Source organism: Amycolatopsis sp. NPDC114504, assembly GCF_055633595.1.
On the sequence record NZ_JBVKDU010000005.1, the window covers coordinates 1,159,447 to 1,186,012 of the forward strand.

Sequence of the window (26,566 nt, forward strand, 5' to 3'; positions counted from 1 at the left end):
GTTGCTGAGTTCCCCCGGCGTCGTGAGGAGCCCGTCGTGCGCCTGCTCAGCCTGGTGGTCGCTGCGGCCATCGTCGCCGGTGTGGAGGTCGCCGCGCCGGCCTTGCCGGTCGCCGCCGCCGATCCCGCCTACCTGACCAAGGAGGCGACGTTCGGCACCGTCGCCAACGGGTGGGACAAGGTGGAGCGCTACCGCGACACCACAGCGGGCTTCGCCGACGAGCAGTATCCGCCGGACGGACGGGGCAACCAGGACGGGCAGCGGCTGACCTTCTTCGGCGGCGTGGCGCAGCCGTCCTCGTCGCGGTTCCTGCTCTACTCCGCACCCGGCTGGTCGACCGGCGCGAAGGCCACGCCGGTGCTGCTGGTCCACGGCGCCAACGACAATCCCGACCGGGCCTGGGCCAATCCGAACGAGTCCGGCGGCTTCGGGTGCGGCTCGGCGACGTGCCCTTCGACCGGGCTGATGCAGTACCTCAGCTCGCGCGGGTACCGGGTGTTCGCCATCGGCTTCGCGCACAAGCAGGGCGAGAACCGCCAGCAGGCACAGCAGGTCGGTGACGCGATCGCGCTGATCAAGTCGCGGCTGGGTGTGGGCCAGGTCGATCTGGTCGGCTGGAGCAAGGGTGAGCTGTCCACCCGGATGTACGTGTCCTCGGTGAAGCCCCCGTGGGGAAGGGCCTACGCCGGCGACGTGCGCAAGCTGATCACTCTTGGCGGGCCGAACGGTGGCTACGACTACCCGTTCGCGCACGGCTACGCGCACGACCTGTCGATCTGGCCGGAGTGCGGCGTCACCATCAACGCGCCGAGCCCGCACACCAGGATGACCTGCTACGGCAGGTACACCTACCACCCGGAACTGTCGATCACCCCCACCGCCGGCTGGGACACCTACCCCGGGCAGCGGCAGATGCTGGCCCGCTTCGACAGCGCGTTCGGCGTGGACGGCTCGCAGCAGGACTGGTACACGACCTACTACGGCGGCCAGGGTTTCTACACCGACGGGACGGGCATCCAGGCCGCGATCGACGCCGGGTCGATGATCTCCACCATCCAGTCCGCCGGCACCCCGGCAAGCGTCTCGGTGTACCTGCTGGCCGGCGGCTCGCCGAGCATCGTCGGCGTGTTCAACGAGAACCGGGGCCCGAGCGACGGCATCGTGTTCGTGACCAGCGCGTTGGACAGCACGGGCATCGGCCACCTCGCCGCGACCGCGCTGGTCAGTTCGGTGAACCATCTGCAGCTGGGCTGGGCGTCGGCGTCGATGTCCCAGGTGACCAGCTGGCTGGCGTGAAAGGGACGACAGTGACCACACTCCTCGACGGAATCACTTCGGCGAAGGTACCGACCGAGCGGCTGACCACGCACGTGCTGGAAGTGGCCGGCCGGGAGCGCGGGGAACCGGTCGTGTTCGTCCACGGCAACGTCTCGTCCTCGGCCTTCTGGCAGGAGCCGATGCTCGACCTGCCGGAGCGGTACCGCCCGATCGCGGTGGACCTGCGCGGATTCGGCGGCACCGACCCGTTGCCGGTCGACGCGACGCGGGGCGTGCGCGACTACGCCGACGACGTGGCCGCCACGCTGGCCGCGCTGGGCATCGACGCCGCGCACCTGGTCGGCTGGAGCATGGGCGGCGGCGTGGTGCTGCAGCTGCTGCGCGAGCACCCCGCGCTCGCGCGCACCGTGACGCTGGTCAACCCGGTCTCGCCCTACGGCTTCGGCGGCACCAAGGGCGCGGACGGCGAGCTGGTCGACGCGGCGGGCGCCGGCTCGGGTGGCGGTGGCGGCAACCCGGACTTCGTCGCCCGGCTCAAGGACGGCGACACCTCGGACGAGTCGCCGTTCTCCCCGCGACAGGTGCTGCTGGCCTTCTACGTCAACCCGCCGTTCCACCCCGCCCGCCTCGACGACCTCGTCGAGTCGATGCTCACCACCCGGGTCGGCGACGAGCACTACCCCGGCGACTTCACCACGACCGACGCGTGGCCGGGCGTCGCGCCGGGCACCCGTGGCGTGCTCAACACCATGGCGCCCGGCCATTTCCGCCTCGACGACCTCGACGCGATCGAGCCCAAGCCCCCGATCCTCTGGGTGCGGGGAGCGGACGACCAGATCGTGTCCGACACCTCCATGTTCGACCTCGCCCACCTCGGCCGGCTCGGCGCGGTGCCCGGCTGGCCGGGCGAGGCCACCCACCCCGCGCAGCCGATGGTCACCCAGACCAGAGCGGTCCTCGACCGCTACGCGGCGGCGGGCGGCGACTACCGCGAGGTGGTCATCGCCGACACCGGGCACAGCCCGCACATCGAGAAGCCGAAGGAGTTCTCGGCGGCACTGCTCGAGGGTCTGGCCAAGGGCTGAAAAGCGTCCGACACCGTCCGCCGCCTTGGCGGGATCATGATCGGTCCACGGGCCGTTGCAGGCCGCGAACGCCACTACCGACCTTTCCAGCTTCCCCATCGGCCAGCGCACCGGCCTCCGCGGACTACGAGGGCCGCATCCAGGTCATCGTGACAACTCACTCACCGTTGATCGCTGCCTCGGCGGAGATCGAAGACCTCGTGGTCCTCAAATGACGCCATGACGGCCGCAACTCCCCGGACCAGTCCCGCGCATCCTGGCCTGTCCAGCGGCTACTCATCCCGTAGGCGGCACGACCGTCTCCAGTCGCCGTTCACCCCATAAGGCCGGGGCAGCCCCAAGCGATGTCGTCGACCGCGAGAAACCACACTGAAGGGAACCTCCCATCAGATGCGACCGAGGGACCCTTCAGCGCATGCCTTGACGTCGTGCTGCGCCAATCGGGTGGCGTCGGCCCACTGGCCGCAACCCCCAGCCGGAGTCGGGAGTGTCCGGCCCGATCACTCGGGACGAGGGGGTTGCATGCACAGACGATCGAATATTCTCGCCGCCGTCTTGCTGACGGTCGGTGCGACGCTGAGCGCTCCTGCCGCGGCGGCGGTGTCCGCCGCGCCGGCCGGGAACGCGGGCGCCGCCGCGTCGCCGGCGCAACCGGCCACCGCCAACGACGGCGTACAACGAAGCAGCGGCCGCTCTCACGACCTCACCGGAGACGGGTGGCCGGACATCCTCGCCCGGGAACCCGGCGTCGGCAACGGGACACTCTGGGCCTACACACATTCCGGCAAGTTCCAAGGCACGACCACTTTCTCGGCCAAGACGAAGATCGGGACCGGCTGGAACGTCTACAACTGGATCGCCGACGCCGAAGTCACCGGCGACGAGACCGAGGACGCCGCGGAAGCGCCTGCCGACATCATCGCGAGACGGGCGACCGACGGCGCCCTGCTGGTCTACCCCAACCGGGGAGTCGTCAACGGCGTCGTCACGTTCGGGACGCCCGTACAGGTCGGTTCGGGGTGGAACAGCCAGACTAAGATCATCATCGCGGACGTCACCACCGACGGGTTCGACGACATCCTGTCCTTCGACGGCAACGGAAACTGGTGGGTCTACCCGCACAGCGGCACGTTCAACGGCAAGCAGACCTACCTCCCGCGCGTGCAGGTCGGGCACGACAGCCTGGAGTGGATCGGCTGGGTCCTGGCCACGCCGTGGTTCCGGGAGAACCCCGATCGGATCATCACCGTGAACGGCAGCGGCGAAGTGCTCGGCGGCCACCACAACGAGAAGTTCAACGGGACCTCCACCTTTGCCGACGAAGTCGTGCTGCCCGGCACGGTTTTCGACTGGAAGACGACCACATCGCTGTCATTGATGGACATCAACGGCAACGGCACCGATGACTTCCTGAAGCGCCTTCCGGACGGCAAGTTGATGGCATACCCGTTCCTCGGGTGGGGAAAGTCGCCGGCCTTCGGAACTCCGGTCCAGGTCGGCAGCGGGTGGCAGATCATGGATCTAATCACGTGACCGGCCTGCTCGCGAAACCCCATTCCCCTCAGCCGGACAGGTGATATTCGTGAAGAGAAGAACCGTGTACTCCGCAGTCGTCGCCATGGTGCTGATGACGTCCCTGGTCGCCGAAACCCCGGTGGCCACCGGCCAAGAACCACCCGGGCCGACCACCGCCGTCGTACTCAGCCGGCCCTACCAGCCGTCACAGGAAGACTACGTGACCGAAACCCGCGCCGAAGACGTCGACACGGCAGTCACCCCCGTCACGTTCGACGAGTGCAAGAACTTCACGTCAACGCCGGCGGAACCGTACTGGTTCAAGGACCGGTTCAACGCTTGTTTCTCCGGCAATATCGAGTACATCTACTACGAAAACGTCGGTGGCTTCGAAATCGAAGTCGGCCGGAGCATCTTCAGAGCCGACTTCATCGCCACCGGACGCGACCAGCTCAACGAGGTCCAGTTCGGCTTGCGGCTCGTCCACCTCGAAGACATCGCGGAGACCCACAAGGACACCAACCGGCTGGAGATCACGCTCGGCTGCGGAAACGCCGATACCGAACGGCAGAGCACCTGCGCCCTCCCCGCGAACACGGCGGAGAAGACGGTGCAGCAGTGGGAAGAGGAGGGCTCCTCGAACCCGGTCTTCTTCACCGCGACCGCGACGACGTCCGGCGTGCCGGCCACCGACAAGTACAAGACGGAGAACCGGGGCTTCTTCGCGTTCAACCTGAAGTTCACGGCGAAGAGCCCGTCGGGGACGAGCAGGTCGAGCCAGGTGCCGGACGAGCAGTTCCGCTGCGATGCCGTGACGGACACGGGCTACGTCAGCGGCAGTCACTGCGTCTTCAACCGGGTGGTCTCGTCGCTGATCCTGGACGCGACCAGCACGCAGTACCGGGATTCGGCACTGTTCATCCGGGACGCTCAGAACGACCTCAAGCTCACCAAGCCGGGAGTGTCGGACAAGAGGGTCGCCGGCCGGAAGGACAAAAAGGAGCCACTGCACCGCCTCTGGAAGGCCTACGACAAGGAGAACAAGATCGCCGGGTCACGCCGGAAGGTTCGCAGCACCTGCCGGTTCTTCTTCGGTGTCAGCTACACGAAGGGACCGAACAACACAAAATACGACTGCGATGAATATCCGTTCGCGACGACCTATGAGAACACCGCGAAGGTCGACGAGACCTCGCCGTGGAGTTTCGCGGTGAGGGCGCTGAACGCGTCGCACAACAGGAGTGCCGGTGCGATCTACGGGCAGTTCCTGATCCGTGATCACCTCCTCGACTCCGACGGCTTCTACGTCGAAGTGCGCTAAGCCGGCGGGACTGCGCCGCCGCGACACGTAAGCACTGTCGCGGCGGCGTGGTGCGATCGATCACTGGGGCCGAGTTCGCCGCCGGGGAAGGGCCGTCGAGCCGACCGCTCACGGCGCAACCCACGGCCTAACCATGATCGCCCCGAAGGGGGTCCGTCACGACAGCGCCGACGAGATGAAGGGCTGGCTCCGAAAGCCATCAACGTCCGGCAAGCGTGCGCAGTGTTGTGTGTGCGTCAGCCAGAACCGGCACAGGCACTGCTGCTCACTCGCTTCCGACCCGCCCTATCGAGTGCGAAATGTGCTCGCGAGTGCGATCAACGTCTCCCGTAGCCGATCATGCCAGACTGACCGAAGTTCACGGCCGCCTCGCAAGTGATCGCGGTCCAGCGTCCGCACTGCGCTGTCATGGTGGCTCGAGAGACCAGCTTCCGGCCGAGATTAGCTGCCACGGAATTCGAGATCAGCCCGGCCATGAGTCACCAGGAAAGCGTTGCCTTCTGGTCCTTCAGTCGAGCTTGCGCTCGCTGCGCATGGAGATGGGGAAGGTGCCCCACGTACTCTTTGATCACATCTTTGACCTCGGGCTGTTCGAGGTAGGAGAAATGGTCGCACTTGAGCGTCGTGGAGCCGCCGACCCCGCCTGCGGCCGACGTCGCTGGCACGACAAGATCACTGTCGTCCATGATCTGCCCAGCGAAACCGCGCAGGAACGACAAGCCGTAGGAGTCCGGACCGGCTTCGTCCACCTGACCGGCGAACGTCGTCGTCGAGATTGGCGGACGGAGTTTGAATCCTGACAGATACCCCGGCCCGGGCGACATGTCGGTGATCCCCTTGGGCGGAGCACTCAGGAGTGCCAGCCCGGCGAGCCGGGTAAGGGGCTCCACCACGGAAAAGCCCGGCCAGCGCAAGCCACCCATCAAGGCCTGCACGCCACGGAATCCCACAGAGGCGGCCTCGGCGACGGGGGTACCCAGGAACGGCGTGCCGAGCGTCAGAGTCTCGATCGCGCGCAAAGGGTACTGAGCGCGAAGGATATCCGCGGCATGGCGGGCGACGAGTCCTCCTCTGGAGTGTGCGACGAACAGCACATGTTCACCGACGCGTTCCGCGACCAGGCTCGCGAGGGCCTCCGCGTTGTCCTCGACGGGCAGCCAGGTGTTGTGCTCGAAGCGCGTGATCAGGGGCAGCGGGCCGGGGCATGCGCTCACCGCGGCAGCGAGGGCGAGCCCTGTCGACATTGTGCCGTGCACGACCACCACAGCTTCGTTACCGGGCACAGCCTTCTCGAGCCGAGGACAGGAGTCCGCAACATCGCGATGACGAACCTCGGCCCTCCGAAGCCGCCGCGCCGCGAACGGATCACCGTAGTCCCGGTTGAGCACGCGCGCAGCGACCTTGACAGTTCGACCCACCAGTACACCAATCCGCTTGACCACGCGCACGTCGAGCCGGTGGACACGGTCAGCGTCGGCCTCCCTGACGAAATCCCGGACCCACGAGTTGTCGCCTGTGTATAAGCGCCACAACACGAGCTCGTGGACATCGGCGTCGGGAACGGCTGCGGCGAGGAGCTCTGCCACGTTATCGGCAAAACCTGGCAGCTGGTCGATCAGCTCTACCGAATCAACGTTCCGCGGTAGCGGGACGACAACCACGTCCGGGCTGAAGGCGAGCGCGGACACCACTTCCCCGCCGACGACGAACTCGATCACCGGAGATCCGGTACGAGTGATCTGTGTACTCGTCACGTGAGCCGAGAGCGGATCGACCTCCGGATGGGCGTCTGCCAACCGGTCGTCGGCGACCCACTGGCCGAGACGGTCCGGGCGTACTGCGCCCAGCGGGCTGTACGTCTCGGGCGTCGCGCCGGCGATCAGGTCCGACTCCCGGGCTTCACGCACTACGTGCGCTAGGAGGCCGTCCTGCACCTCGTCCGCCGGCCAAAGCTGGCGCGCCAGCGCCAGCAGGGAATCCAATTCATCACGCTCGACAGCGGTGTCGCGCGGGAACTCCGCTATCCGCCCGTGCGAACCGACGATCGTCAGCGGTGACGGAGGTTCGATCGCGCTTCCGTCGACAATAAACCGGATATCGAACATGGCTCACCTGCTCAAATCGCCTAACCGCGCCTATCGTCTACACAATCGAATCTCGAAAGCTGCACGTTACAAGTCCTGACGGCGTCGAATTTCCTCGACCATGTAACTGTTGAGTAGTATCCGACTGTTCGCGCGGTAAGTTTTCTTTCCTTTTTGGTCACAAGGCAGTAAACTCCTCGTCAATTAGCAAACCGAAGCCCACTATCGTATCTACGAGAACGGCGACGCCTTCACCGGTTTACATGTCGAGCATCCCTATACTGATACCACTTTCCAAGTGGCACCGAGTTTGCCGCACCTGGCCAACTGATCGTCGATTACTGCCCGGTCGACGACATCGACGAGCAGCTTGATGCAGTTCTAAATGGCGATCTTCCGCAGACCAAAGTCTCCGCAGCAGCGGGGTCGGACCACATCCACACCGCGGGGGCCAGCCGCGGAGGGCGTGGCGACAGGCCAGTCGTCGCAGCGCGGCAAGCCGGGCAGACCGAAGCGCGGGTGACGCGGCTCAAGGCCGTCGTTCAGCGCTCGCACCCGGCCATGACCCGCTACCGGACCGGATGCGGAGTGCGGAGGCGGTCGAACCAGGCGGTGATCGAGCGCTTGTACCCATCCGGCATACGCAGCCCGGGAACCTCGTGCTCGGCGAACTCGCCGATGCGGCTGTGCTCGTGGCTGACGACCGGCGCCGCGTCGGATGTGTTGGTGCAGCCGTACGTCACGATGAACACGTCCTTGTCGGCCACGCAGATGTGGTACATCCAGGCGTCGAGGATCTCAGCCACTTCGACCGGCAGCCCGGACTCTTCGGTGATCTCTCGCGCCACGGTCTGCTCCGGCGTTTCGCCGAGTTCGATCCGGCCGCCCGGCAGCTCCCATTCGTTGCGCTCGTTGTGCACCAGCAGTACCGGTCGTCCCGGATCAGCACGCCCTTGATCGACACCGGGTATCCGGCCTCCGCCACCGACACCAACCTCCCGCTCACCTCGCCTGGTGTCACCGACCGTAGCAGCGCGACATCACCATCAATGCCGACGCGGGGTTGACGATCTGTCAGTAGACGCCGCCCAGCCACGCTCGGTCTGCTGGCGAGTCGAACGAATCAGAACCGAAGAGGTCCTCGGCCGGGTACTCCCACAGGTAGCCGCCGGTGTGCCAGAGCATGATCCAGATCGGGCCGATCAGCAGCAGCCCGCCCACCGCTGCGAGCCGGGACGCGACGCCGAAAATCAAGCCCAGGCCGACCGCCAGCTCGGTGACGTCAGGAAGACCCCGAAGAAGCCCCAGTTCGGCAGGACGAAGCCTCGGTAGAAGTCCGCCAACGGCGCGATTCCGGTCTTTCCGGACGCACGCGCTCACCGCGCACGCGCTAACCGAGCTGAACCCGGAGGCCGAGTACGCCACGTTCGCCGAGCTGGTCGAGGTCACCCGCCTCCGCCTCTGCCTCCCTTCCGACGCCGAGCCCGACGTCGCCGCCGCGTTGCTCGACCTCGGCGTAGATCCGGACCTGCCGCCGGATCTCGGTTCGTCCGGCTGGTCACGCTCAGCTGGAACGTGTGATCGCCGAGAAGCTTGAACCGGGCTGTCGAGTTACGGTCGAGCCGTTCGTCATCCTCTCCGACAGGGCACCACCGCTTGAGCAGGAGGACCCGTGCAGTACATGCTGCTGATCTACAACTGCGACCGCCCCGAACCCGGCGACCCCGCCTTCCCCGAAGCCCTGGCCAGGGTCAACGCGTTCGCCGACGAGTGCCGCCGCCGCGGCGCGTTCATCGCCGGACACCCACTGCAGGGCGAGCACACCGCCACGACCGTCGCCGTCCGCGACGGCAAGACGCTGATCACCGACGGCCCGTTTCTCGAGACCCACGAGCACCTCGGCGGCGCTTACATCCTGGACTGCGCGAGCCTCGACGAAGCCCTCGAGCTGGCGCAGCTGTGCCCGATGGCCGAAGTCGGCACCATCGAAGTCCGCCCGATCGCCGGCGTGCCCGACCTCGACCACCGGACGAGCACCGGCAGATGACCGTCCTGCCGGACGTCTACCGCGAGCACCGCACCCGGATGCTCGCGGCGCTCGTCCCTTCGAACTCGCCGAAGACGCCCTCCAGGACGCGTGCGCGCTCGCTCTCGCGAAATGGGACGACGGTACGACACCGCATGACCCGGTCGCGTGGCTGCTGACCGCGGCCCGCAACAGCGCCATCGACCGCATCCGCCGCGCCCGCCGCGGCCGGGACAAGCTCGCCGAACTCGGAACCCCACCGGAGGCGACGACCATGGACCTCGGCGAAAACAGCCTGCTCAGCCTCGGCGACGAACGCCTCAGCCTCATCTTCACCTGCTGCCACCCCGCCCTCGCCGAAGAAGCCCGCGTCGCCCTCACCCTGCAGGCCGTCGCCGGGCTGACCGCCGCGCAGATCGCCCGCACCTTCCTCGTCGGCGAGGCGACGCTCGCCCAGCGACTGGTGCGGGCCAAACGCAAGATCCGCGACGCGCGGATCAGCCTCGCCGTCCCCGCCGACCACCTACTGCCCGAGCGGCTTTCCGGCGTCCTCGCGGTGATCTACCTGATTTTCACCTGCGGCCACACCAGCGCCGGCGAACCCGACTGCGACGAGCTGCAGCAGGAGGCGATCCGCCTCGCCAAGCTCGTCGCCACCCTAATGCCCGACGAACCCGAGGCCCTCGCCCTGGTCGCGCTGCTGCTGGTCCACCACTCGCGCTCGGCCGCCCGCCATGACGATCACGGCGACGTCGTCCTGCTCGAAGACCAGGACCGCACCCGCTGGAACCGCACCGAGATCGCCGAAGCGGTCCGGCTCCTGGACCGAGCCCTGCGGCTCGGGACGTCGGGACCGTATCTGTTGCAGGCGACCATCGCGGTCCTGCGCGCCCAGGCGCCGACAGCCGAGCAGACGAACTGGCCCGCGATCGCCGCGCTGTACGAGCAGCTGCTCGCGGCGACGCCGTCGCCGGTGGTCGCGCTCAACCACGCCGTAGCGGTCGCCATGGCCACCACCCCGGGCGAGGGGCTGGCGTTGATCGACCGGATCGAGGGTCTCGACGGCTACCACCTGCTGCACGCCGCTCGCGCCGACCTTCTGCGCCGCCTCGGCCGCCCAGACGACGCGGTCGCGGCGTACCGACGCGCTCGCGACCTGGCCACCAATCCCGCTGACCAGCGCTTTCTCGCCGGGCGCATCCGCGGGCTCGAGGAACCGGAAATTCAATGAAGTGAGCTGTCGAGAAGCCGGGCGCCTGTTCGTCCTCTGGTGAGTCAACCGAAGATTCGCTGAAAGGACCCCGATGAGCACTACCTCGCAGGACTCGACCGCACTGCACGTCGACATCGTCGTCGACGTGTCTCCCGAGCAGGCCTTCCGGGTGTTCACCGAGCGGTTCGACGAGGTCAAGCCGCGCGAGCACAACCTCCTCGCGGTGCCGATCGAGCGGACCGTGCTGGAGCCCCGCACCGGCGGCACCGTGTACGACGTCGGCACCGACGGCAGCCGCTGCACCTGGGCCCGGGTCCTCGCCTACGAGCCGTCGGACCGGCTGGTGCTCAGCTGGGACATCAGCCCGCGCTGGCAGCTGGATACCGACCCCGGCCACACCAGCGAGGTGGAGATCCGATTCACCGCCGAGACTGCCGGGCGCACGCGGGTCGCCCTCGATCACCGGCATCTCGACCGGCACGGCGAAGGCTGGGAAAGCTTCACCAGCCTGGGAGCGGGCTCGGGGTGGCCGCTGTATCTCGACCGGTTCCGCGCCGCGACGCAACGGGATGCTGCTGACGCTTGAAGCGGATACCGCGGATACCGTCGACCTCGGACCCGATCCCGGAGGGCACATGAGCACACCGACCGACGACCCGCACCACCATCGCGCGGATATGTTGCGCGCGGCTGTGGCCGGCGACACCGGTATCACCGATGCGGCGCTGCGGACGGCGGTCGCGGCCCGCGCGGCGGGCGGGCCACCCATCGCCGAACCGTACGACGACCTGGCCCGGCAGGTCGGTGAGACCTCCTACCGGGTGACCGGCGCCGAGGTCGGCGCCGTCCGGGCGGCGAACGGCAGTGACAAGGCTGCGTTCGAGATCGTCATGTCCGCCTGCGTCGGGGCGGGCCTGGCCCGATGGGACGCCGACACCCGGGTGATCGCGGAGGCGACCGATGCGTCTGCCTGAAGTCGAACGCGGCGACAGTCTCCGCAGCAGGCTGCTGATCCGGGTCATCTCCCTGGCGATGGCGCGCGCCTTCCGGACGCGGCCCGGGTGGCGTTCTACCACAAGGTTTTCGTCGGCACCGCGCTCGGCGCGTGGACGCAAGCCGCGATGCGCGGACCGAGCGAATGGTCCGTCGCCGAGCGGGAACTGATGGCCGCGATGGTCGCGAAATGGAACTCGTGTCCCTTCTGCGTCGGGGCGCACCGGGCCATCGCCGTACACGGAATGGACAAAGCGGTGGCCGACGCGGCCCTCGCCGACTACCACACCGCACCTCTCTCGGAGCCCCTGCGCGCCACGCTCGCCGTTCTCGAAACCATGACCCTGCACGCGAACGAACTGCAGGAGGGCAAGTCCAGGCGGCGATGGCCGCGGGGGGGCAGCTCGACGACGCGACCGCGGTCGCGGCCGTCTTCAACATCGTCACCCGCTACGCCAACACGCTGGACTTCGCCATCCCGACCGACGCCGAGTTCGACAAGGCGGCGGGCATGATGCTCAAGCGCGGCTACGCCTGACCAGCGATCGGGCTGCCAGCAACCGATTCGATCCTGAATCGTCGCGGGGAATCGGGCCCCAGGAGACGACCCGGCGCGCAGCACGTCGCCGTCCAGAAGACACGGGTGGCTTCCGAGTGCGATCAGGCGAGCCTGGACCAGGCGAGCCGTCGTGGTCTTGCCCGCCGCGGACAGGCCGGTGAACCAGACCACCGCCGCGGCGCCGGGGAAGGGCCGAGCCACCAGCCGTCCCCTCTCCACCAGACAGCTCCACTTGACTTAAGTAAAAGATAGTAATTACCGTAGGTCCGGGGTCAAGACCGAACGAGGGGAGCTCGCGGTGCCCACCCGTGCCGGCAGGACCGTCGACGCCTCCTTCACCGCGCTGCCCCTCGCGAACCTCGCCGACGCGGCCCTGGCCCGGGCGCGGGCGCTCGGGGCCACCCATGCCGCCTTTCGGTTCGGCCGGACGCGCACCGTCCATTCCCTGACCCACAACGGGAAACCGCGTGCCGAACGCGACGTCACCACCAGCGGGCTGTCGGTCCGGGTCGCCCGGGACGGCGTGTGGGGGTTCGCCGGGACCTCCGTCCTCACCCGGGCCGCGGCCGCCGGCGCCGCCGAAGACGCGATGGCCGTCGCCGCCGCCGTGCGCGTGCTCGGTCCCGAACCCGGTGAGCCGGCCGGGGAACCGGTCCACCCCGGCGAGACCTGGGTCTCCGGGTTCCGCCTCGACCCGCTGGAAGTCCCGGCGGCGGAACGCTTCGCGAAGCTGGCCGACTGGTCCGGCCGGCTGCTCGCGGCCCCCGCGGTCCGCCAAGTTCTCGGGAAGCTCGTCCTCACCCGGGAGAACAAGTACTACGCCGACCTGGCGGGCACGGTCACCACCCAGCAGCGCGTGCGGATCCACCCCCAGCTGCTCGTCGGCGGGGCCGGCGCCGGCCGGTTCGCCACCCTGCGCACCTTGGGGCCGCCGGCCGCCCGCGGCTGGGAGTACCTCGACGGTGAGGGCTGGGACTGGGACGGCGAGCTCGACCGGCTACCCGAGCAGCTGGCGGAGAAGTGCCGCGCCGAGCCAACCCGTCCCGGCCGCGTCGACCTGGTGCTCGACCCGTCCCAGCTGTGGCTGACCATCCACGAGTCCGTCGGCCACGCCACCGAGCTGGACCGGGCGCTCGGTCACGAGGCACCTTACGCGGGAACGACTTTCGTCGAGCCGGGCGACATCGGCCGGCTCCGGTTCGGCTCACCGCTCATGCGGGTCACCGCCGACCGCACCACGCCGCACGCGCTCGCGACCGTCGGCTTCGACGACGAGGGCGTTGCCGCGCAGTCCTGGCCCCTGGTCGAAAACGGCGTCCTCGCAGGCTTCCAGCTCGACCGGCGGACCGCGGCCGTGCTGGGCACCCGGTCCAACGGCTGCGCGTACGCCGACACCGGCACCGACCTGCCGCTGCAACGGATGCCGAACGTCTCCCTGCAGCCGGGCAGCGACGACACCGGCACCGACGACCTCATCTCGGACGTCGCCGACGGCGTCTACCTGGTCGGCTCGGACAGCTTCTCGATCGACTCGCGCCGGGACAACTTCCAGTTCTCCGCCCAGCGCGCCTACCGGATCCGCCGCGGGCGGCTGTGCGGCCAGCTGGCCGACCTCGCCTACCAGGCCAGGACCCCCGAGTTCTGGGCGGCCCTCGCCGGGCTCGGCGGCCCGGGTACCTACCGGGTCTTCGGCGCGGACCTGTGCGGGAAGGGACAGCCGGTCCAGGCGGCCCCGACCAGCCACGGCTCCCCCAGCGCGCTCTTCCGCGGGATTCGCGTGCTCAGCACGGCGGGCCGATGAGCGCCGGGGACTGGGCGGAGCTGGCCGTGTCGGCCCGGCGGGACGCCGACAGCTGCGTGGCGATCGCGGAGGACACCTCCACCACGCACCTGCGCTGGGCGGGCAACCGCCCGACGACGAGCGGGCGCACCCGCACCGAAAGCCTCACCGTCATCGCCGTCGCGGACGGCGCCGTCGGGTCCGCCACCGCCCACGGCGGGCTGGACTCCGCGACGGTCACCCGGCTCGTCCGCGCGGCCGAACGGGCCACGGCGCACGCCGTCCGCGCGGAGCAGCCCCGGCCACTGCGCACCCCGGCCGGCCGGAATGGACGGTCTTCCGGCCCTTCGGCCGACGCGGAGCCGGGGTTCGGCCCGTTCGCCGGGGCCCTGGCACGGGCATTCGACGACGCGAGCGGATCCGGTCACCTGCTGTACGGCTACGCCGAGCACCAGGTCCGCACCACGAGCCTGGCCACCTCGACCGGGCTGTGCCTCCGCCACAGCCGGCCCAGCGGACTGCTCGACCTCACCGCGAAAACGGCCGACCGTGCCGCGTCCTCGTGGTTCGGCGCTCCGGTCGACGACTTCGCCGGCGCCGACCCCGAAGCCGTCGTGCGGCAGCTGCGAGAACGCCTCTCCTGGGCGCGCAGGCGGGTCGAGCTGGACGCCGGGCGGTACGAAGTGCTGCTGCCCCCGTCCGCGACCGCCGACCTGATGTTGCACCTCTACGAGGCCGCGACCGCCCAGGACGCGGTCGACGGCGGGTCGGTGTTCAGCGCGCCCGGTGGCGGCACCCGCGTCGGCGAGCGGCTCACCGACGCACCGCTGACGCTCTACAGCGACCCGGCCGAACCCGGCCTGGAGTGCGTGCCGTTCGCGGTGGCGAAGGCATCCGGTGCGACCGCGTCGGTGTTCGACAACGGCTTCCCGCTCTCGCGGACCGACTGGATCACCGGCGGCGTGCTCACGACCCTCGTCGACCCCGGCCGGACTCCCGAGGTCGGCAACCTGGTGCTCACCGGGGGTTCCGGGGCGGACCTCGACTCACTGGTCGCCCGCACCCGGCGCGGTCTGCTGCTGACTTCGCTGTGGTACCTGCGCGACCTCGACCCCCAGGGGCTGCTGCTCACCGGGCTCACCCGCGACGGCGTCTACCTGGTCGAAAACGGTGAGGTGACGGGCGCGGTACCCGACTTCCGGTTCAACGAAAGCCCCGTCGCCCTGCTCGGCCGGGTCGCCGAAACCGGGCGCACCGAGCGGACCCTCCCCCGCGAGTGGGCGGATGCCCGGGCCGGCACCGCCATGCCGGCCTTGCGGATCGCCGACTTCGGCGTGTCCTCGCCCAGCAGCTCATGACCGCCGGGGCGTTCGTGGCCACCCTGCCCAAGGTGGACCTGCACGTCCACCTTCTCGGCTCGGCCGACCTCGCGACCGTGGCCAAGCTCGCCGCACGCCATCCCGGCCGCGGCGTGCCCCACGACATCGCCGCGCTCAAACGCTTCTGCGCGTTCACCGGCTTCGGCCACTTCCTCGACGTCTACACCGCGATCAACCGGCTGGTGACCACGGGGTCCGACGTCCTCACACTCATGACCGGACTCCGCCGGGAATTCGCCCGCAACCTGGTGCGCTACGCCGAAGTCACCGTGACGCCGTTGTCGCACCTGAACGCCGGTCTGGCGGCCGCCGAACTCGCCGAGGCCCTCGCCGAAGGGCGCGCGGAGGCCGCCCGCCACGGCATCGGGATCGCGTGGATCTTCGACGCTTCCGGCGACGACGGCCCGGACGGCGCCGAAGCCACCCTCGACTGGGTGTTGCGGCACCAGCCGCCCGGCACGGTCGGGTTCGGCCTCGGTGGCCCGGAGTCCGGCGTGCCCCGCCGGCTGTTCCGGCAGGTGTTCCGCCGGGCGCGCGCGGCCGGCCTGCGCAGCGTGCCCCACGCCGGGGAGACGACGGGGCACACGGAAGTCCGCTCGGCGATCGTGGATCTGGGTGCCGACCGCATCGGGCACGGCATCGGGTGCGTGAGCAATCCCCGGCTGACCGCGTACCTCGCCGACCACGGGATCACCCTCGAGATCTGCCCGACGTCGAACCTGCGCACGCGGGCCGTCGCCGACGTCTCGGTCCACCCGCTGCCCGCGCTCCTGGCCGCCGGGGTCCCGGTCACCCTCGGCAGCGACGACCCGGGGCTCTTCGGCTGCAGCCTCAACGGCGAATACCGGTTGTGCCACGACAGTTTCGGGCTCGGGGAGGCGGATCTCCGCGCGCTCGCCCGGTCCGGTGTGCGAGCCGCGTTCTGCTCACCGGCCACCCGTGACGCTTTGCTGCGGGAGATCGACGAAGCCAGAACAGTACATTAAACTATATCTAATTACCCACCGCTGTGCCTCGGCAGGAACGGGAAGAACCATGACACTGACCGGTCCCGGCGCGGACACCGTCGCGATCGCCGCTCCGTCGCCCCCGCCGGACCGGGTCACCGCGCTCAAGGCTCTCGTCGGCACCCCGGACGGGCGGCCGGTGCTCGACTTCGGCTGTGCCGACCCGGCGGTCGCCGCGCACCTCGCCCGGCACGGCCACTACATCGGCCTGGCCGCCGGCGAACCGGCGCGCGCGTCCACGATCGCGGCGCTGGCCGGCCACCCCGGCGACGTGCGCACCGCCGACCTCGACGGCTGGTCCGGGCACGACCTCGGCACCTTCGACACGCTCTACTCCGGACGCGTGCTGGGGCACCTCGGCAACCTCGCGAGAGTGCTCGAAGCCTTCCACCACCACCTCGCGCCGGCCGGCCGCCTGGTGTGCGCGCTCGACCACCCGGTGGCCACCGCCGGCGCCGCCGGCTACTTCGCCGAAGGACCGCGGCCGGACCACCGCACCTGGGCCGGTCGCACCGCGCACCACCGCGGGTTCCCGACATGGGTCCGCGAACTGCGCTACTGCGGTTTCCACCTGGCGGAGGCCGTCGAGGGGACCGACGACGGCGTGCCGTGGCTCGCGCTCCGCTGCGTGCGCACGCCGTGACCCCGGTGGTCCGCGACTACCTGCTGCTCGGTCTGCGGCTGGGCCGTTTGGCCGACGGGTTCGTCGACTGCTGGTTCGGCGACCCCGCGCTGGCCAAACAGGTCGCGGGCGAACCCGTGCCGGTCCCCGCGGAACTGGCCACCGACGCGAGAGCCCTCCGCGAGCGACTGCCCGACAGCGGAATCGGCGAACAGCGCGCCGCGTTCCTGGACGCCCAGCTGCGGGCGCTCGCCTGCGTCGCCGACCGGCTGGCCGGACAGCGCATGGCGTTCCCGGCCGAAGTCGAGGCCTACTTCGGCGTCCGGATCGAACTCGCCGACCCCGACCGGTACCTGGCCGCGCACGAAGAGATCCGGCGGGTACTGCCGGGACCGGGCGGGCCCGCGGCGCGGCTGACGGCGTTCCACGAGCGCGACCGGATGCCGGCCGCCGTCCTCGAACCGGCCGCCGAGGCACTGGCCGGCGAGCTGCGGGACGCCTGCCGGGACCGGTTCGGCCTGCCCGGGACCGACGAAGTCCACTTCGAGACGGTCACCGACCGGCCGTGGAACGCGTTCAACCGGTACCACGGCGGGTTCCGCTCGACGATCTCGCTCAACGCGGACGCCGGGCACGGCCGGTCGGCCCTGCCGCACCTGGTCACCCACGAGGCCTACCCGGGCCACCACGCCGACCACTGCGTCAAGGAGCAGCTGCTGGTCCGCGACCGCGGCGAAGCCGAGCACACCCTGTCGCTGGTCAACACGCCGCAGTGCCTCGTCGCCGAGGGCACCGGCGAGCAGGCGCTGGCCGCGGCCTACCCGGACGGCTGGGGCCGGCCGGTCGCCGGGGTGCTGGACCGCTTCGGACAGGCCTTCGACGGAGACCTGGCCGAGCGGCTGCTGCCCGTGACCGCACGGCTGCTGCCGGCCCGCCAGGACGCGGCGCTCCTGCTGCACGACCGCCACGCCGACGCCGACGACGTCGTCGCGTTCCTGCACCGCACGATGCTGGTCACCGAGGACCGCGCCCGGCACATGGTGCGGTTCCTGCAGGACCCGCTGTGGCGGGCCTACACCGTGACCTACATCGAAGGCTCCCGGCTGGTCGGTGCCTGGCTGGCCGCGCGGGCCCCCGGCGAAACCGTCGCCGACCGGTTCGCCCGCTTGCTGCGGGAGCCGTTGCTGCCGGCCCAGCTGGCCGCCGAAGCGGCTTCCTGAGCCGGCAACGGCTTCAGGAGGCTCAGGAAGCCACTTCCGCGGTGATCTTGATCAGGGCGTCGATCGTGTAGTCGACCTCGTCCCGGCTGTTGTAGAGGTGCGGGGCGAGCCGGACGGCGAACCGCTCCGCGGGGTGGTCGCGCTCCGGGAAGAAGGTGAACCGGAGGTTGACCCCGTACTCCTCCTCCATCCGCTCCTCCAGCCGGACGAACTTGGTCAGGTCGGCGGCGTCGGCGGGGTCGCGGAACGGCTGGAAGGCCACCATCCCCGAGTGCAGGCGCTCGTCGTCGAGCGGGCTGAACAGGGACTCGCGGCCCCAGTGCTCGGCGACGCGTTCCTTGGCGTGCCGGCACAACCCGAACACGTACCGCTGGATGTTCTCCCGCCCGATGCGGTCCCAGATCTCGCACACCGCCTGCAGCGCGGGGCCGCGGGAGAGGTCGGACGAGCCGGTCTTCTGCACGTAGGTGCCGATGTCGTAGGTGGGTTCGCGGTCGGTCGTACGCGGCGGCAGCTCGCCCTCGATCGGGTACCACAGCGAGATCACCGGCCAGAACGCCGGCAGCGGCCGCGGGTTGTACTCCGGGAGAACCTTGTTGCGCGCGTAGAGGATTCCCGTGCCCAGCGGGCCGCACTGGTACTTGGAGCCCGACCCACTGAGGAAGTCGACCCCCAGCTCGTGCAGGTCGAAGTCGAACTGCCCGGGCAGGTGCGCGCCGTCCACCACCGAGATCAGCCCGTGCTGCTGGGCGAGCTCCGCCAGCCGCCGGGTCGGGAAGGTCGTGCCGACCGTGAAGGAGACCGCCGCCCACTGCAGCACCTTGGTCCGGCTGGTGATCGCGTTCGCGAACATCGCCACGATCTCGTCGGCGTCCTGGTCGGGTCCCAGGCGCGGGGTGAGCTTCGTGATCTCGACGCCGCGGCGGTTGTGCAACGCGTTGAGCGGGGCCTGCATCGTGTAGCACTCGTGGTCGGTGGTGACGACTTCGTCGCCCTCGCCCAGTTCGAGCCCGTTGAGGATGCGGGCGTTCCCGTCGGTGGCGCCCTGCACGATGGCCAGCTCATCCGGGTCGCAGCCGTAGGCGCGGGCGAGCACGGACCGGGCGGCCAGCTGGGTGGTCGGCGGGTACGGGTCGCGCGGGTGGCGGGCGTAGTCGTAGTCGGTCGTCCGCAGCAGCTCCAGCACCGGCCGCGGTACCGAGCCGACCGTGCCGACGTTGAGGTGGACCATCTTCGGGTCGATGGTGAACAGCTCGCGCACCTTCGCCCAGGTGGCCGGATCCTCCAGCGGGCCACCGGGGACGTCCACGACGGGCATGGCGACCGAGGGGCTGCGGTCGCCACCGCCGCCGCCCTGCGCCGCCGCTTCGGTGCGTTCCCTGGCCAAGGTGACGACGGCCGATTCCGTGCTCTCCACGGCGTTCACTCCCTCCTCGCGCGGCCGCCGGCCGCGCTCGACGTGCCGATGGGTCCGTTCACGGCTGGGCCAGCGCGTCCCGGGCGGCCGCGAGGTGCGCCGGGGTGGTCCCGCAGCAGCCGCCGAGGATGTCCGGGTGGTGTTCGGCCCGCCACTTGGCCACCAGCTCGCCGAACTCGGGCGGGGTCATGGCCGCGGGCAGCGACCGGTCGACGTGGGTCCGGGGCGGGATCCCGGACCGGTCCTCCAGGTTCGGGTACGCGCCGATCTTTCCCCGGCACGTCGCGCGCAGGACGGCCAGGCAGCTCCCGGTCGCGGCCGGCGTCGTGCAGTTGACCAGGACGGCGTCCGCGCCGGCGTCCTCCGCCGCCCGGGCCGCCGAAGCGAGGCTTTCGCCGGACAGCAGCCGGTCTCCCTCGCACACGAACGAGACCCAGGCCCGCCCGCCCGTGGCGCGTACCGCCTCGAGCGCGATCACCGCTTCCCGGACGGTGTTCATGGTCTCGACGAGCACTAGTTCAACCCTGGCCCGCCGCAGCTCGACGGCCAGCCAGCGGTGTTCTTCGCGCAGCTCGTCATCGCCGGGCACGAGGTCCGGCCGGTAGCAGTCTTCGACCGGCGCCATCGACCCGGCGACGAGCCGGCCGGCCGCGCCGTCGACCTCCTTGCGCGCGGCCAGCGCGACGCCGACCGCGGCGTGCACCATCCAGGCGAGCCCCGCCGCGTCCAGCCCCGCCGCCCGCAACGCGCGGAGGTTGCAGCGGAACGTGTTGGCGGTCAGCACTTCGGCGCCGGCGGCGAGGAACTCGACGTGCAGGTCCCGGAGCACCGACCGGCGCGCCTCGCTCAGCACCGCGCGCGTGGTCCACCACGGTGCGGTCAGCGGGAGGCCGGCGGCCCGCAACCCGGTGGCGACTCCGCCGTCGAGCAGGGTGGTGGTCGGCGGTTCGGTCATGAACGTCCGTCCTTTCCGGACTCGCCGCGGAGGGCCGCGGTCAGGTCGGCGGCCAGATCCGCCGGGTCTTCGATCCCGATCGACAACCGGACCAGCCCGTCGGTGATGCCGAGCCGCGCGCGGATCTCCGGCGGCACCGGCCGGTGGGTCATCGACGCCGGCAGCTCGATCAGCGAACGCACGCCGCCGAGGCTGACCGCACAGGTGAACACCTCGACCCGGTCGAGGAGCTTGGCCGGGTCGCCGAGGTAGTCGAACGAGATCATCGACCCCGGCGCCGTCATCTGCCGCACCGCCAGCTCGTGGCCGGGATGCGTGGGCAGGCCCGGGTACCGGACCTCCCCCACCGTGGGTTCCCCGCGCAGCAGTTCGGCCAGGAAAGCGGCGGTCTCGACCTGACGGCGGGTGCGCACCGCGAGCGTCTTCAGCCCGCGGTGCACCAGGAAGCAGTCGAACACGCCGGGCACCGCACCGGTCGCGCCGCGGTGGGCCAGGAACCGCTCGTGCAGTTCGGCGCTGTCGTACACCAGCGCGCCGCCCAGGACGTCGAGGTGCCCGGCCGCGGACTTGGTGGTGCTGTAGAGCGTGACGTCCGCGCCGAGCCGCAGCGGCTGCTGGAGCACCGGACCCGCCAGGGTGTTGTCGACCAGGACGGGGACCCCGGCGCGGCGGGCAGGCCGGACGACGGCCTCGATGTCGACCAGCTTCAGCAGCGGGTTGCTGGGCGTTTCCAGCCACACCAGGGAAAAGTCTTCGAACCGGAGTCCGGCGAGCACGTCGGGATCGGCGAGGTCCGCGTACTCGACGTCGACACCGGTCCCCCGCAGCTGGGCGAACAGGTCGTGGGTGCCGCCGTAGACGTCGTCGGAGCAGAGCACCCGGCCGGCCGGCGCGAGGACGAGCAGCGCGGCGGCGGCCGCGGCCTGCCCCGAGGCGTACACGGTCGCGGCCCGCGCGTCCTCCAGCGACGCCAGGCACCGCTCGAGGTTCTCCCGGGTCGGGTTCTCGCCCCGGGAATAGAAGTAGCGCAACGGGTCCTGCACACCCCGCTCGTAGGTGCTCGCGAGGTGCAGGGGCGGCACCACCCCGCCGACACCGGGTTCCGGTTCCTGGCCCACGTGCACCAGGCGCGTGTCGAACCTCACGGCGCCACCGCGCGCACGCACCACGTCGTCGCGGGGACCACGGCCCGGCCGTCCGGCGTCCGGAACCGGTCCGCCGCCGCCGCGAACGCCGCCCACACCGCGTCCCGGGCGGCCGGCGGACGCGCGGCGAGCAGCCGCACCATGCCCGGGGGCAGGACGTCGCGGGCGAACTCCGCGAAGGCCGGCACGGAGTCCAGCTGGAACGTCACCTCGAGCTCGGCCACCGTGATGTCGGTGAACCCCGCCGAGGCGAGCTCGGCCGCGGTCCGCGCGGGATCGGCCATCGCGAAGGGACCGGGTCCCGGTGGCGGCGGGTCCAGGGCCAGCTGGTCCGAGATGACCGCGAAGGCGAGCGAAATCAGCGGGACGAGCTCGGGCCGGGCCCAGACCGCCGCGGTGAGCACCCCGGACGGCCGCAGCACCCGGGCCGCCGCGCGCAGGGTCGCCACCCGGTCCGCCGCGAAGCCCAGCGCCCACCGGCTCACCACGACGTCGAAGGACCGCGGGGGCAACGCCATCGTCTCGACGTCACCGACCGCGAAGTCGGCCGGGACACCGGGCGCGATCCGGGCACGGGCCGCCGCGACCATCACTGGCGAGAGGTCGATCCCGAGGACCGAGCCCGCCAGGCCGACCCGGTCCGCCGCCGTCAGCGCCGGTTCGCCGAGGCCGGTGCCGATGTCGAGCACGCTCTGCCCGGCCCGGACCCCCGCGAGCTCCAGCAGCCGCGCGGTGACCGGCGCAGCCCCCCGTTCGAACGCCGCCGACCAGCGTTGCCAGCCGGGGCTGACGGCGTCCCAGACCGCTCGCTGGGCCTTCCGCGTGGCCACCGGGTCGGGTATCACCTCGCGGGTCACAGGAATCGCACCCCCGGGTGCTCGGCCGTCCACTCGCCGGGGACCAGCGTGTCGAGGGCCTTCGCCACCCGCTCGAGGTCGGCTTCGGTGTTGTAGACGGCGAAGGACAGCCGGACCGTGCCGAGCAGGTCCATGCTGTCGAGGAAAGTACTGGCGCAGTGCACCCCGCAGCGCACGGCCACGCCGTGGGCGTCCAGGTGCCCGCCGACGTCGTAGGGGTGGATGCCGTCGACGGCGAAGGAGACGATCCCGCTCGGCGCGGCGGCGGGGTCGCCGACGACCCGGACCCGGTCGAAACCGCCGAGCATCCGCACGGCGTCGCGGACGAGCACGGCGTTGTGCTCTTCGACGGCGTCCCACCCGAGCTCGGCCACGTAGTCCAGCGCCGTGGCGAGCCCGACCGCGCCCGCGACGTTCGGCGTACCGGCCTCCAGCCGGGCCGGCACCGGCACGTAGCTCACCGGGGCGTCCGCCCGGACACCTTTCACCGTGCCCCCGCCGACCTGGTACGGCGCCAGGTCATGCAGCCACTCGCGCGTGCCGTAGAGCACGCCCACCCCCATCGGCCCGTACACCTTGTGGGCGGAGAAGCAGTAGAAGTCCACGCCGAGCGCGCGGACGTCGACCGCGCGGTGCGGCACGGCCTGCGCGCCGTCGACGACCAGCGGGACGCCGGCGCGGTGCGCCACGTCCGCCATCGCCCGCACCGGGTTGACCGTGCCGAGCACATTGGACACTTCGGTGCAGGCGGCGAGCCGGGTGCGCGGCCCGAACGCCGCGGACCAGTCCGCCGCGGCGACCGAGCCGGCCGCGGTGACCGGGACGACGACCAGGTCGGCGCCGGCGCGTTCACACAAACGCCGCCACGGCAGCAGGTTCGAGTTGTGCTCCATGCCGGTGACGACCACCTGGTCGCCCGCGCCCACGAGCCGCGCGCCCAGCGTGTCCGCCACCAGGTTCACCGACGCCGTGGTGCCCGCGGTGAACACCACCTCGTCGTCGTGCGCCGCGCCGATCACCTCCGCGACCTTCGACCGCGCCTGGTCGTAGCAGGCGGAAGCGGCCATGGCGAGACTGTGGTGGCCGCGTCCCACGTTGCTGTTCGCCGTGCCATAGAACGCGGTCATGGCGTCGAGGACGACCCGCGGCTTCTGCGTCGTCGCGGCGTTGTCGAGGTAGGCGACGCCGGTCCGGCCGAAGATCGGGAAGTCGGCCTTGACCGCGGCGGTGAGCGGCCGTGAGGTCGTCCGGGTCATGTTCGCTCCTGGGAGGACGGGCGCACCGCGAACATGCGCCGGAATTCGGTCAGGTACCGGGCGTCGTAAAGGAAGACCTTCTGCTCCGCGTACGGCCAGGTCCGGCGCGGCCGGTCGCCGTCGCGGCGGTGCGGCCCGAAGAAGAACCACGCGACCTGGGCGATCTGCTCGGTGAACAGCGCGGGGTGCGCCTCGGCGGAGAAGACCTGCATGTGGCAGTACGCCGCCTTGAACTCGCCGCGCGGGCCGAAGCCGTGTCCCGGCAGGACGTGCCCGAACACGTCGTGGACCACGCGGAAGACGTCGTTGTGGGTGAAGTCGACGCCGTGCGCGACGACCCCCGACCGACCGAGCATCGGATGCCCGGCCCGCGCCGGGCCCGGGCCGTGCCCGTCCCGGGTGAGGAACACGTGCAGCACCCCCGTCCCGCGCACCCCGGCGATCAGCTCGGCCGAGTCGCGGTACGGCTGGCCGCCTCCGGTCCAGGGCCGGACCTCGAGGCCCGCGTCCCGCAGCGCCAGGTACTGCTGCCTGCTCTCGCGGATCAGCCGGTCGTAGGAGCGGGCCAGCGCGGGGTCGTCGACGCGCGGCGGCGCGTGCTCGAAGACCTCCGCGACCTCCCGGCAGTACGCCTCGTCGAAGCGGATCGCGATGTCCCCGAACGCGGCCGGGGGCACCGCGGCCGGCCCGTCCGCGCCCGGGTGGAGCGCGCGGTAGCGCTCGGCCACCCTGGCGAAGTCCGGCGCCCGCACGCGTTCTTCCCAGGCCATCCCCGCCCCCTGATCGTGGCACGCTCGGAACATCGTATCAGTGACTATAAGTTTTAAAAGTATCTGGCGAGAACTTTCAAGACTGGCAACCCTTGTTCTTATTTTACTCCACTATCATATAGCGCTTGCCGCGACGAGGGCGCTACAGTTGGCGCCGGACCAGACCAGCGAAGCCGCACTAGTCCGCCCGGAAGGTGGCTGAACGATGACCAGCACCACACCTCGTCCCGTCACGGCACCCCGAGCCGCCGCCACCCGCGGCGAACCCCGGTACGGCGGCACTCTGCGGCTGACCGGGCCGGGCGGGGTGGACCACATCGACACCGCGAGCGCCTACTACGCGACGTCGGCGCAGATCCTGCGGGCGCTGTCCCGGCACCTGTTCGCCTACCCGGCCACCGACGACCTGTCGGACGCGGGTGACTCCTTCACCCCCGCCCCCGACCTCGCCGCCGAGCTGCCCACCCGCGAAAACGGGGGGATCAGCGAAGACGGGCTCACCTACACCATCCGGCTGCACCACGGCGTGCTCTGGGACTCCACGCCCCCGCGAGAGGTGACCGCGCACGACGTCGTCCGCGGCCTGAAGCGGCTGCCGAACCCGGTGTCCGGCGCCGGCGCGCTGCACTACTTCACCAGCACGATCGAGGGCATGCAGGAGTACTGCGACGCCTACCGCGCGGCCTTCGAGAAGGTCGAGCCGACCGCGGCCGCGCTCGCCGCTTTCCAGGACGGCCACGGGATCGCCGGGGTCCGCGCGGCCGACGACCACACGCTGGTGTTCACGCTTCGCCGTCCGGCCAACGACTTCCTCAACATCCTCGCCACCGGGTTCACCGCCCCGGCGCCGGCCGAGTACGACGCGTACCTCCCCGACAGCATGGAGTTCCGGCGGAACTTGCTGTCCTGCGCGCCCTACCGGCTGACCCGCTACACCGACGGCGGCACGGCCATCTCGATGGAACGCAACCCCGTGTGGCGCAAGGAAACCGACTTCATCCGCAACCAGTACGTCGACCGCGTCGAGATCACGGTCGCGGCCGAGCCGATCGCCGAGACGCAGGCCAAGATGGACGCGGGCGAGATCGATCTCGCCTGGTCCTACACCGCGGTCTCGTGGGCCCGGCCCAAGACCGGCCAGGACGCCGCACCGCGCAGCTACCCGGGCTTCGCGCTCAACCCCTACCTGGTGTTCAACCTCCGCAGCCCGAACCAGGGCGGCGCGATGAGCGTCCCCGCGGTCCGGCAGGCCATCGCCTACTCCGTGGACAAGGTCGCGATCGGCGAGATCCTCGACGTGCTGGACGCGCCGAACCAGCCGCTGCACTCGGTGATCCCGGTGGGGAGCATCGGGCACCGCGAGTTCAACCCCTACCCGACCCCCGGTGACCGGGGCGACCTGGAGAAGGCCCGCGCGCTCCTGGTCGAAGCGGGCTACGGCGAGGGGGTGACGCTGATCGCCGCGGTCCGCAAGATCGGCATCCACCTCAAGGTGATGGAGGTCGTGGCGGCCAACCTGGCGAAGATCGGCATCACCCTCGAATACCGCACCTACAGCCAGGCCGAGTACTACGGGTCCGCGCTGTCGGACCCCGAAGCGGGCCGGGCCGGCGCGTGGGACATCGCGGAACCCGGCTTCACCCCGGACTGGTTCGGCAACAACGGCCGGGTCATCGTGCAGCCGCTGTTCCAGACGAACGACGCTCCGGGGACGACGAACTACGGCGGGTACAGCAGTCCCGTCGTCGACGACCTCATCGACCGGGCGCTGGCGGCGTCCGATCCGGCCGCCGCCGAAGAGCTGTGGCACCAGGTCGACGTCGAGGTGATGAAGGACCTGCCGGTCGTGCCGATCCTGTCCTTCGCCGCGATGACGTCGCGCTACCACGGCAGCCGGGTCCGCAACGCGGTGCACGTGCCGCAGATCGAGTTCTTCGACATCACCAACCTCTGGCTCGACCCGGTCGACTGAGGACCCGGCGGTGGGGGGGGGGGGGGACGCCACCCCACCCCCAACCACGACACCCGGGGCCCGCCCCAAACCCAAAACGCCCGCGGCCGCCGACCCCGGCTGGAGAACCCAC

At 70.6% G+C, this 26,566-nt stretch carries 24 protein-coding genes and 1 pseudogene; 15 read left to right on the forward strand and 10 right to left on the reverse strand.

The window, feature by feature from the left end:
* Positions 1–36 precede the first annotated feature (36 nt).
* The 4 genes from ACZ7PG_RS41520 to ACZ7PG_RS41535 all read left to right on the forward strand — a co-directional run bounded on the left by ACZ7PG_RS41520 (position 37) and on the right by ACZ7PG_RS41535 (position 5,199).
* Positions 37–1,296: an esterase/lipase family protein gene (locus ACZ7PG_RS41520; RefSeq protein ID WP_470244679.1), complete on the forward strand. Its 1,260-nt coding sequence runs from the start codon at positions 37–39 to the stop codon at positions 1,294–1,296.
* 11 nt (positions 1,297–1,307) lie between these two features.
* A complete protein-coding gene (locus ACZ7PG_RS41525) occupies positions 1,308–2,363 on the forward strand; it encodes an alpha/beta fold hydrolase (protein WP_470244680.1) in 1,056 nt (351 codons plus the stop codon).
* A 522-nt stretch (positions 2,364–2,885) separates the two neighbouring features.
* Entirely contained in the window at positions 2,886–3,896 is a 1,011-nt protein-coding gene (locus ACZ7PG_RS41530; protein ID WP_470244681.1) for a hypothetical protein, read from the forward strand.
* Positions 3,897–3,945: 49 nt separating this feature from the next.
* The gene (locus ACZ7PG_RS41535; RefSeq protein WP_470244682.1) at positions 3,946–5,199 is read left to right on the forward strand and encodes a NucA/NucB deoxyribonuclease domain-containing protein; all 1,254 of its coding nucleotides are present in this window, start codon (positions 3,946–3,948) and stop codon (positions 5,197–5,199) included.
* Positions 5,200–5,678: 479 nt separating this feature from the next.
* Here the strand turns inward: ACZ7PG_RS41535 and ACZ7PG_RS41540 are convergent, their stop codons facing one another.
* The 3 genes from ACZ7PG_RS41540 to ACZ7PG_RS41550 all read right to left on the reverse strand — a co-directional run bounded on the left by ACZ7PG_RS41540 (position 5,679) and on the right by ACZ7PG_RS41550 (position 8,732).
* Positions 5,679–7,304: an esterase/lipase family protein gene (locus ACZ7PG_RS41540; protein WP_470244683.1), complete on the reverse strand. Its 1,626-nt coding sequence runs from the start codon at positions 7,302–7,304 to the stop codon at positions 5,679–5,681.
* A gap of 548 nt (positions 7,305–7,852) precedes the next feature.
* Positions 7,853–8,203 (reverse strand): NUDIX domain-containing protein, encoded by a 351-nt coding sequence (locus ACZ7PG_RS41545; RefSeq protein ID WP_470244684.1) that lies wholly within the window; start codon positions 8,201–8,203, stop codon positions 7,853–7,855.
* 154 nt (positions 8,204–8,357) lie between these two features.
* Positions 8,358–8,732, reverse strand: a complete 375-nt coding sequence (locus ACZ7PG_RS41550; protein ID WP_470244685.1) for a hypothetical protein — start codon at positions 8,730–8,732, stop codon at positions 8,358–8,360.
* 223 nt (positions 8,733–8,955) lie between these two features.
* Between ACZ7PG_RS41550 and ACZ7PG_RS41555 the strand changes: the two genes are divergently transcribed.
* From ACZ7PG_RS41555 to ACZ7PG_RS41575, 5 genes are all read left to right on the forward strand, one after another.
* Entirely contained in the window at positions 8,956–9,330 is a 375-nt protein-coding gene (locus ACZ7PG_RS41555) for a YciI family protein (RefSeq protein WP_470244686.1), read from the forward strand.
* A gap of 253 nt (positions 9,331–9,583) precedes the next feature.
* Positions 9,584–10,540 carry an RNA polymerase sigma factor gene (locus ACZ7PG_RS41560; protein WP_470244687.1) on the forward strand — a complete coding sequence of 319 codons (957 nt, stop codon included), beginning with the start codon at positions 9,584–9,586 and terminating at the stop codon, positions 10,538–10,540.
* Positions 10,541–10,613: 73 nt separating this feature from the next.
* Entirely contained in the window at positions 10,614–11,108 is a 495-nt protein-coding gene (locus tag ACZ7PG_RS41565) for an SRPBCC family protein (RefSeq protein WP_470244688.1), read from the forward strand.
* A gap of 49 nt (positions 11,109–11,157) precedes the next feature.
* Positions 11,158–11,496, forward strand: coding sequence for a hypothetical protein (locus ACZ7PG_RS41570; protein WP_470244689.1), 339 nt, complete (start codon positions 11,158–11,160; stop codon positions 11,494–11,496).
* 404 nt (positions 11,497–11,900) lie between these two features.
* Positions 11,901–12,053 carry a hypothetical protein gene (locus tag ACZ7PG_RS41575; protein WP_470244729.1) on the forward strand — a complete coding sequence of 51 codons (153 nt, stop codon included), beginning with the start codon at positions 11,901–11,903 and terminating at the stop codon, positions 12,051–12,053.
* A gap of 63 nt (positions 12,054–12,116) precedes the next feature.
* Here ACZ7PG_RS41575 and ACZ7PG_RS41580 read toward each other — a convergent pair.
* Positions 12,117–12,293, reverse strand: a pseudogene (locus ACZ7PG_RS41580) (adenylyl-sulfate kinase); the annotation flags it as partial.
* A gap of 79 nt (positions 12,294–12,372) precedes the next feature.
* Between ACZ7PG_RS41580 and ACZ7PG_RS41585 the strand changes: the two are divergent.
* Genes ACZ7PG_RS41585 through ACZ7PG_RS41605 form a run of 5 tightly spaced genes read left to right on the forward strand, consistent with a single transcriptional unit; the run spans position 12,373 to position 18,082 of the window.
* Positions 12,373–13,875, forward strand: a complete 1,503-nt coding sequence (locus tag ACZ7PG_RS41585; protein ID WP_470244690.1) for a TldD/PmbA family protein — start codon at positions 12,373–12,375, stop codon at positions 13,873–13,875.
* The gene (locus ACZ7PG_RS41590; protein WP_470244691.1) at positions 13,872–15,212 is read left to right on the forward strand and encodes a metallopeptidase TldD-related protein; all 1,341 of its coding nucleotides are present in this window, start codon (positions 13,872–13,874) and stop codon (positions 15,210–15,212) included. The genes ACZ7PG_RS41585 and ACZ7PG_RS41590 overlap by 4 nt, the downstream gene beginning before the upstream one ends.
* Positions 15,209–16,219, forward strand: coding sequence for an adenosine deaminase (gene add / locus ACZ7PG_RS41595; protein WP_470244692.1), 1,011 nt, complete (start codon positions 15,209–15,211; stop codon positions 16,217–16,219). Before ACZ7PG_RS41590 ends, add begins: the two co-directional genes overlap by 4 nt.
* Positions 16,220–16,268: 49 nt before the next feature.
* Positions 16,269–16,883 (forward strand): class I SAM-dependent methyltransferase, encoded by a 615-nt coding sequence (locus ACZ7PG_RS41600; RefSeq protein ID WP_470244693.1) that lies wholly within the window; start codon positions 16,269–16,271, stop codon positions 16,881–16,883.
* Positions 16,850–18,082 (forward strand): DUF885 domain-containing protein, encoded by a 1,233-nt coding sequence (locus ACZ7PG_RS41605; RefSeq protein ID WP_470244694.1) that lies wholly within the window; start codon positions 16,850–16,852, stop codon positions 18,080–18,082. Before ACZ7PG_RS41600 ends, ACZ7PG_RS41605 begins: the two co-directional genes overlap by 34 nt.
* A gap of 22 nt (positions 18,083–18,104) precedes the next feature.
* Here the strand turns inward: ACZ7PG_RS41605 and ACZ7PG_RS41610 are convergent, their stop codons facing one another.
* Genes ACZ7PG_RS41610 through ACZ7PG_RS41635 form a run of 6 tightly spaced genes read right to left on the reverse strand, consistent with a single transcriptional unit; the run spans position 18,105 to position 24,482 of the window.
* Positions 18,105–19,499, reverse strand: a complete 1,395-nt coding sequence (locus tag ACZ7PG_RS41610; protein WP_470244695.1) for an aminotransferase class V-fold PLP-dependent enzyme — start codon at positions 19,497–19,499, stop codon at positions 18,105–18,107.
* 58 nt (positions 19,500–19,557) lie between these two features.
* A complete protein-coding gene (locus ACZ7PG_RS41615; protein WP_470244696.1) occupies positions 19,558–20,454 on the reverse strand; it encodes a homocysteine S-methyltransferase family protein in 897 nt (298 codons plus the stop codon).
* Positions 20,451–21,599 carry a trans-sulfuration enzyme family protein gene (locus tag ACZ7PG_RS41620; RefSeq protein WP_470244697.1) on the reverse strand — a complete coding sequence of 383 codons (1,149 nt, stop codon included), beginning with the start codon at positions 21,597–21,599 and terminating at the stop codon, positions 20,451–20,453. The genes ACZ7PG_RS41615 and ACZ7PG_RS41620 overlap by 4 nt, the downstream gene beginning before the upstream one ends.
* Positions 21,596–22,456, reverse strand: a complete 861-nt coding sequence (locus tag ACZ7PG_RS41625) for a class I SAM-dependent methyltransferase (RefSeq protein WP_470244698.1) — start codon at positions 22,454–22,456, stop codon at positions 21,596–21,598. Before ACZ7PG_RS41625 ends, ACZ7PG_RS41620 begins: the two co-directional genes overlap by 4 nt.
* Positions 22,453–23,712: an aminotransferase class V-fold PLP-dependent enzyme gene (locus ACZ7PG_RS41630; RefSeq protein ID WP_470244699.1), complete on the reverse strand. Its 1,260-nt coding sequence runs from the start codon at positions 23,710–23,712 to the stop codon at positions 22,453–22,455. The genes ACZ7PG_RS41625 and ACZ7PG_RS41630 overlap by 4 nt, the downstream gene beginning before the upstream one ends.
* Positions 23,709–24,482, reverse strand: a complete 774-nt coding sequence (locus ACZ7PG_RS41635) for a crotonobetainyl-CoA--carnitine CoA-transferase (RefSeq protein ID WP_470244700.1) — start codon at positions 24,480–24,482, stop codon at positions 23,709–23,711. Before ACZ7PG_RS41635 ends, ACZ7PG_RS41630 begins: the two co-directional genes overlap by 4 nt.
* 205 nt (positions 24,483–24,687) lie before the next feature.
* On the opposite strand from ACZ7PG_RS41635, the gene ACZ7PG_RS41640 reads away from it, so the two are divergent.
* A complete protein-coding gene (locus tag ACZ7PG_RS41640) occupies positions 24,688–26,454 on the forward strand; it encodes an ABC transporter substrate-binding protein (protein WP_470244701.1) in 1,767 nt (588 codons plus the stop codon).
* Positions 26,455–26,566 lie beyond the last annotated feature (112 nt).

What these genes read in the sequence shown, in the direction of transcription:
- ACZ7PG_RS41560 (WP_470244687.1), top strand. Translation starts at nt 9,584, where the DNA reads ATGGACCTCGGCGAAAACAGCCTGCTCAGCCTCGGCGACGAACGCCTC.
- ACZ7PG_RS41590 (WP_470244691.1), top strand. Translation starts at nt 13,872, where the DNA reads ATGAGCGCCGGGGACTGGGCGGAGCTGGCCGTGTCGGCCCGGCGGGAC.
- ACZ7PG_RS41630 (WP_470244699.1), bottom strand. Translation starts at nt 23,712, where the DNA reads ATGACCCGGACGACCTCACGGCCGCTCACCGCCGCGGTCAAGGCCGAC.
- ACZ7PG_RS41570 (WP_470244689.1), top strand. Translation starts at nt 11,158, where the DNA reads ATGAGCACACCGACCGACGACCCGCACCACCATCGCGCGGATATGTTG.
- ACZ7PG_RS41540 (WP_470244683.1), bottom strand. Translation starts at nt 7,304, where the DNA reads ATGTTCGATATCCGGTTTATTGTCGACGGAAGCGCGATCGAACCTCCG.
- ACZ7PG_RS41575 (WP_470244729.1), top strand. Translation starts at nt 11,901, where the DNA reads ATGGCCGCGGGGGGGCAGCTCGACGACGCGACCGCGGTCGCGGCCGTC.
- ACZ7PG_RS41600 (WP_470244693.1), top strand. Translation starts at nt 16,269, where the DNA reads ATGACACTGACCGGTCCCGGCGCGGACACCGTCGCGATCGCCGCTCCG.
- ACZ7PG_RS41615 (WP_470244696.1), bottom strand. Translation starts at nt 20,454, where the DNA reads ATGACCGAACCGCCGACCACCACCCTGCTCGACGGCGGAGTCGCCACC.
- ACZ7PG_RS41635 (WP_470244700.1), bottom strand. Translation starts at nt 24,482, where the DNA reads ATGGCCTGGGAAGAACGCGTGCGGGCGCCGGACTTCGCCAGGGTGGCC.
- add (WP_470244692.1), top strand. Translation starts at nt 15,209, where the DNA reads ATGACCGCCGGGGCGTTCGTGGCCACCCTGCCCAAGGTGGACCTGCAC.
- ACZ7PG_RS41640 (WP_470244701.1), top strand. Translation starts at nt 24,688, where the DNA reads ATGACCAGCACCACACCTCGTCCCGTCACGGCACCCCGAGCCGCCGCC.
- ACZ7PG_RS41530 (WP_470244681.1), top strand. Translation starts at nt 2,886, where the DNA reads ATGCACAGACGATCGAATATTCTCGCCGCCGTCTTGCTGACGGTCGGT.
- ACZ7PG_RS41565 (WP_470244688.1), top strand. Translation starts at nt 10,614, where the DNA reads ATGAGCACTACCTCGCAGGACTCGACCGCACTGCACGTCGACATCGTC.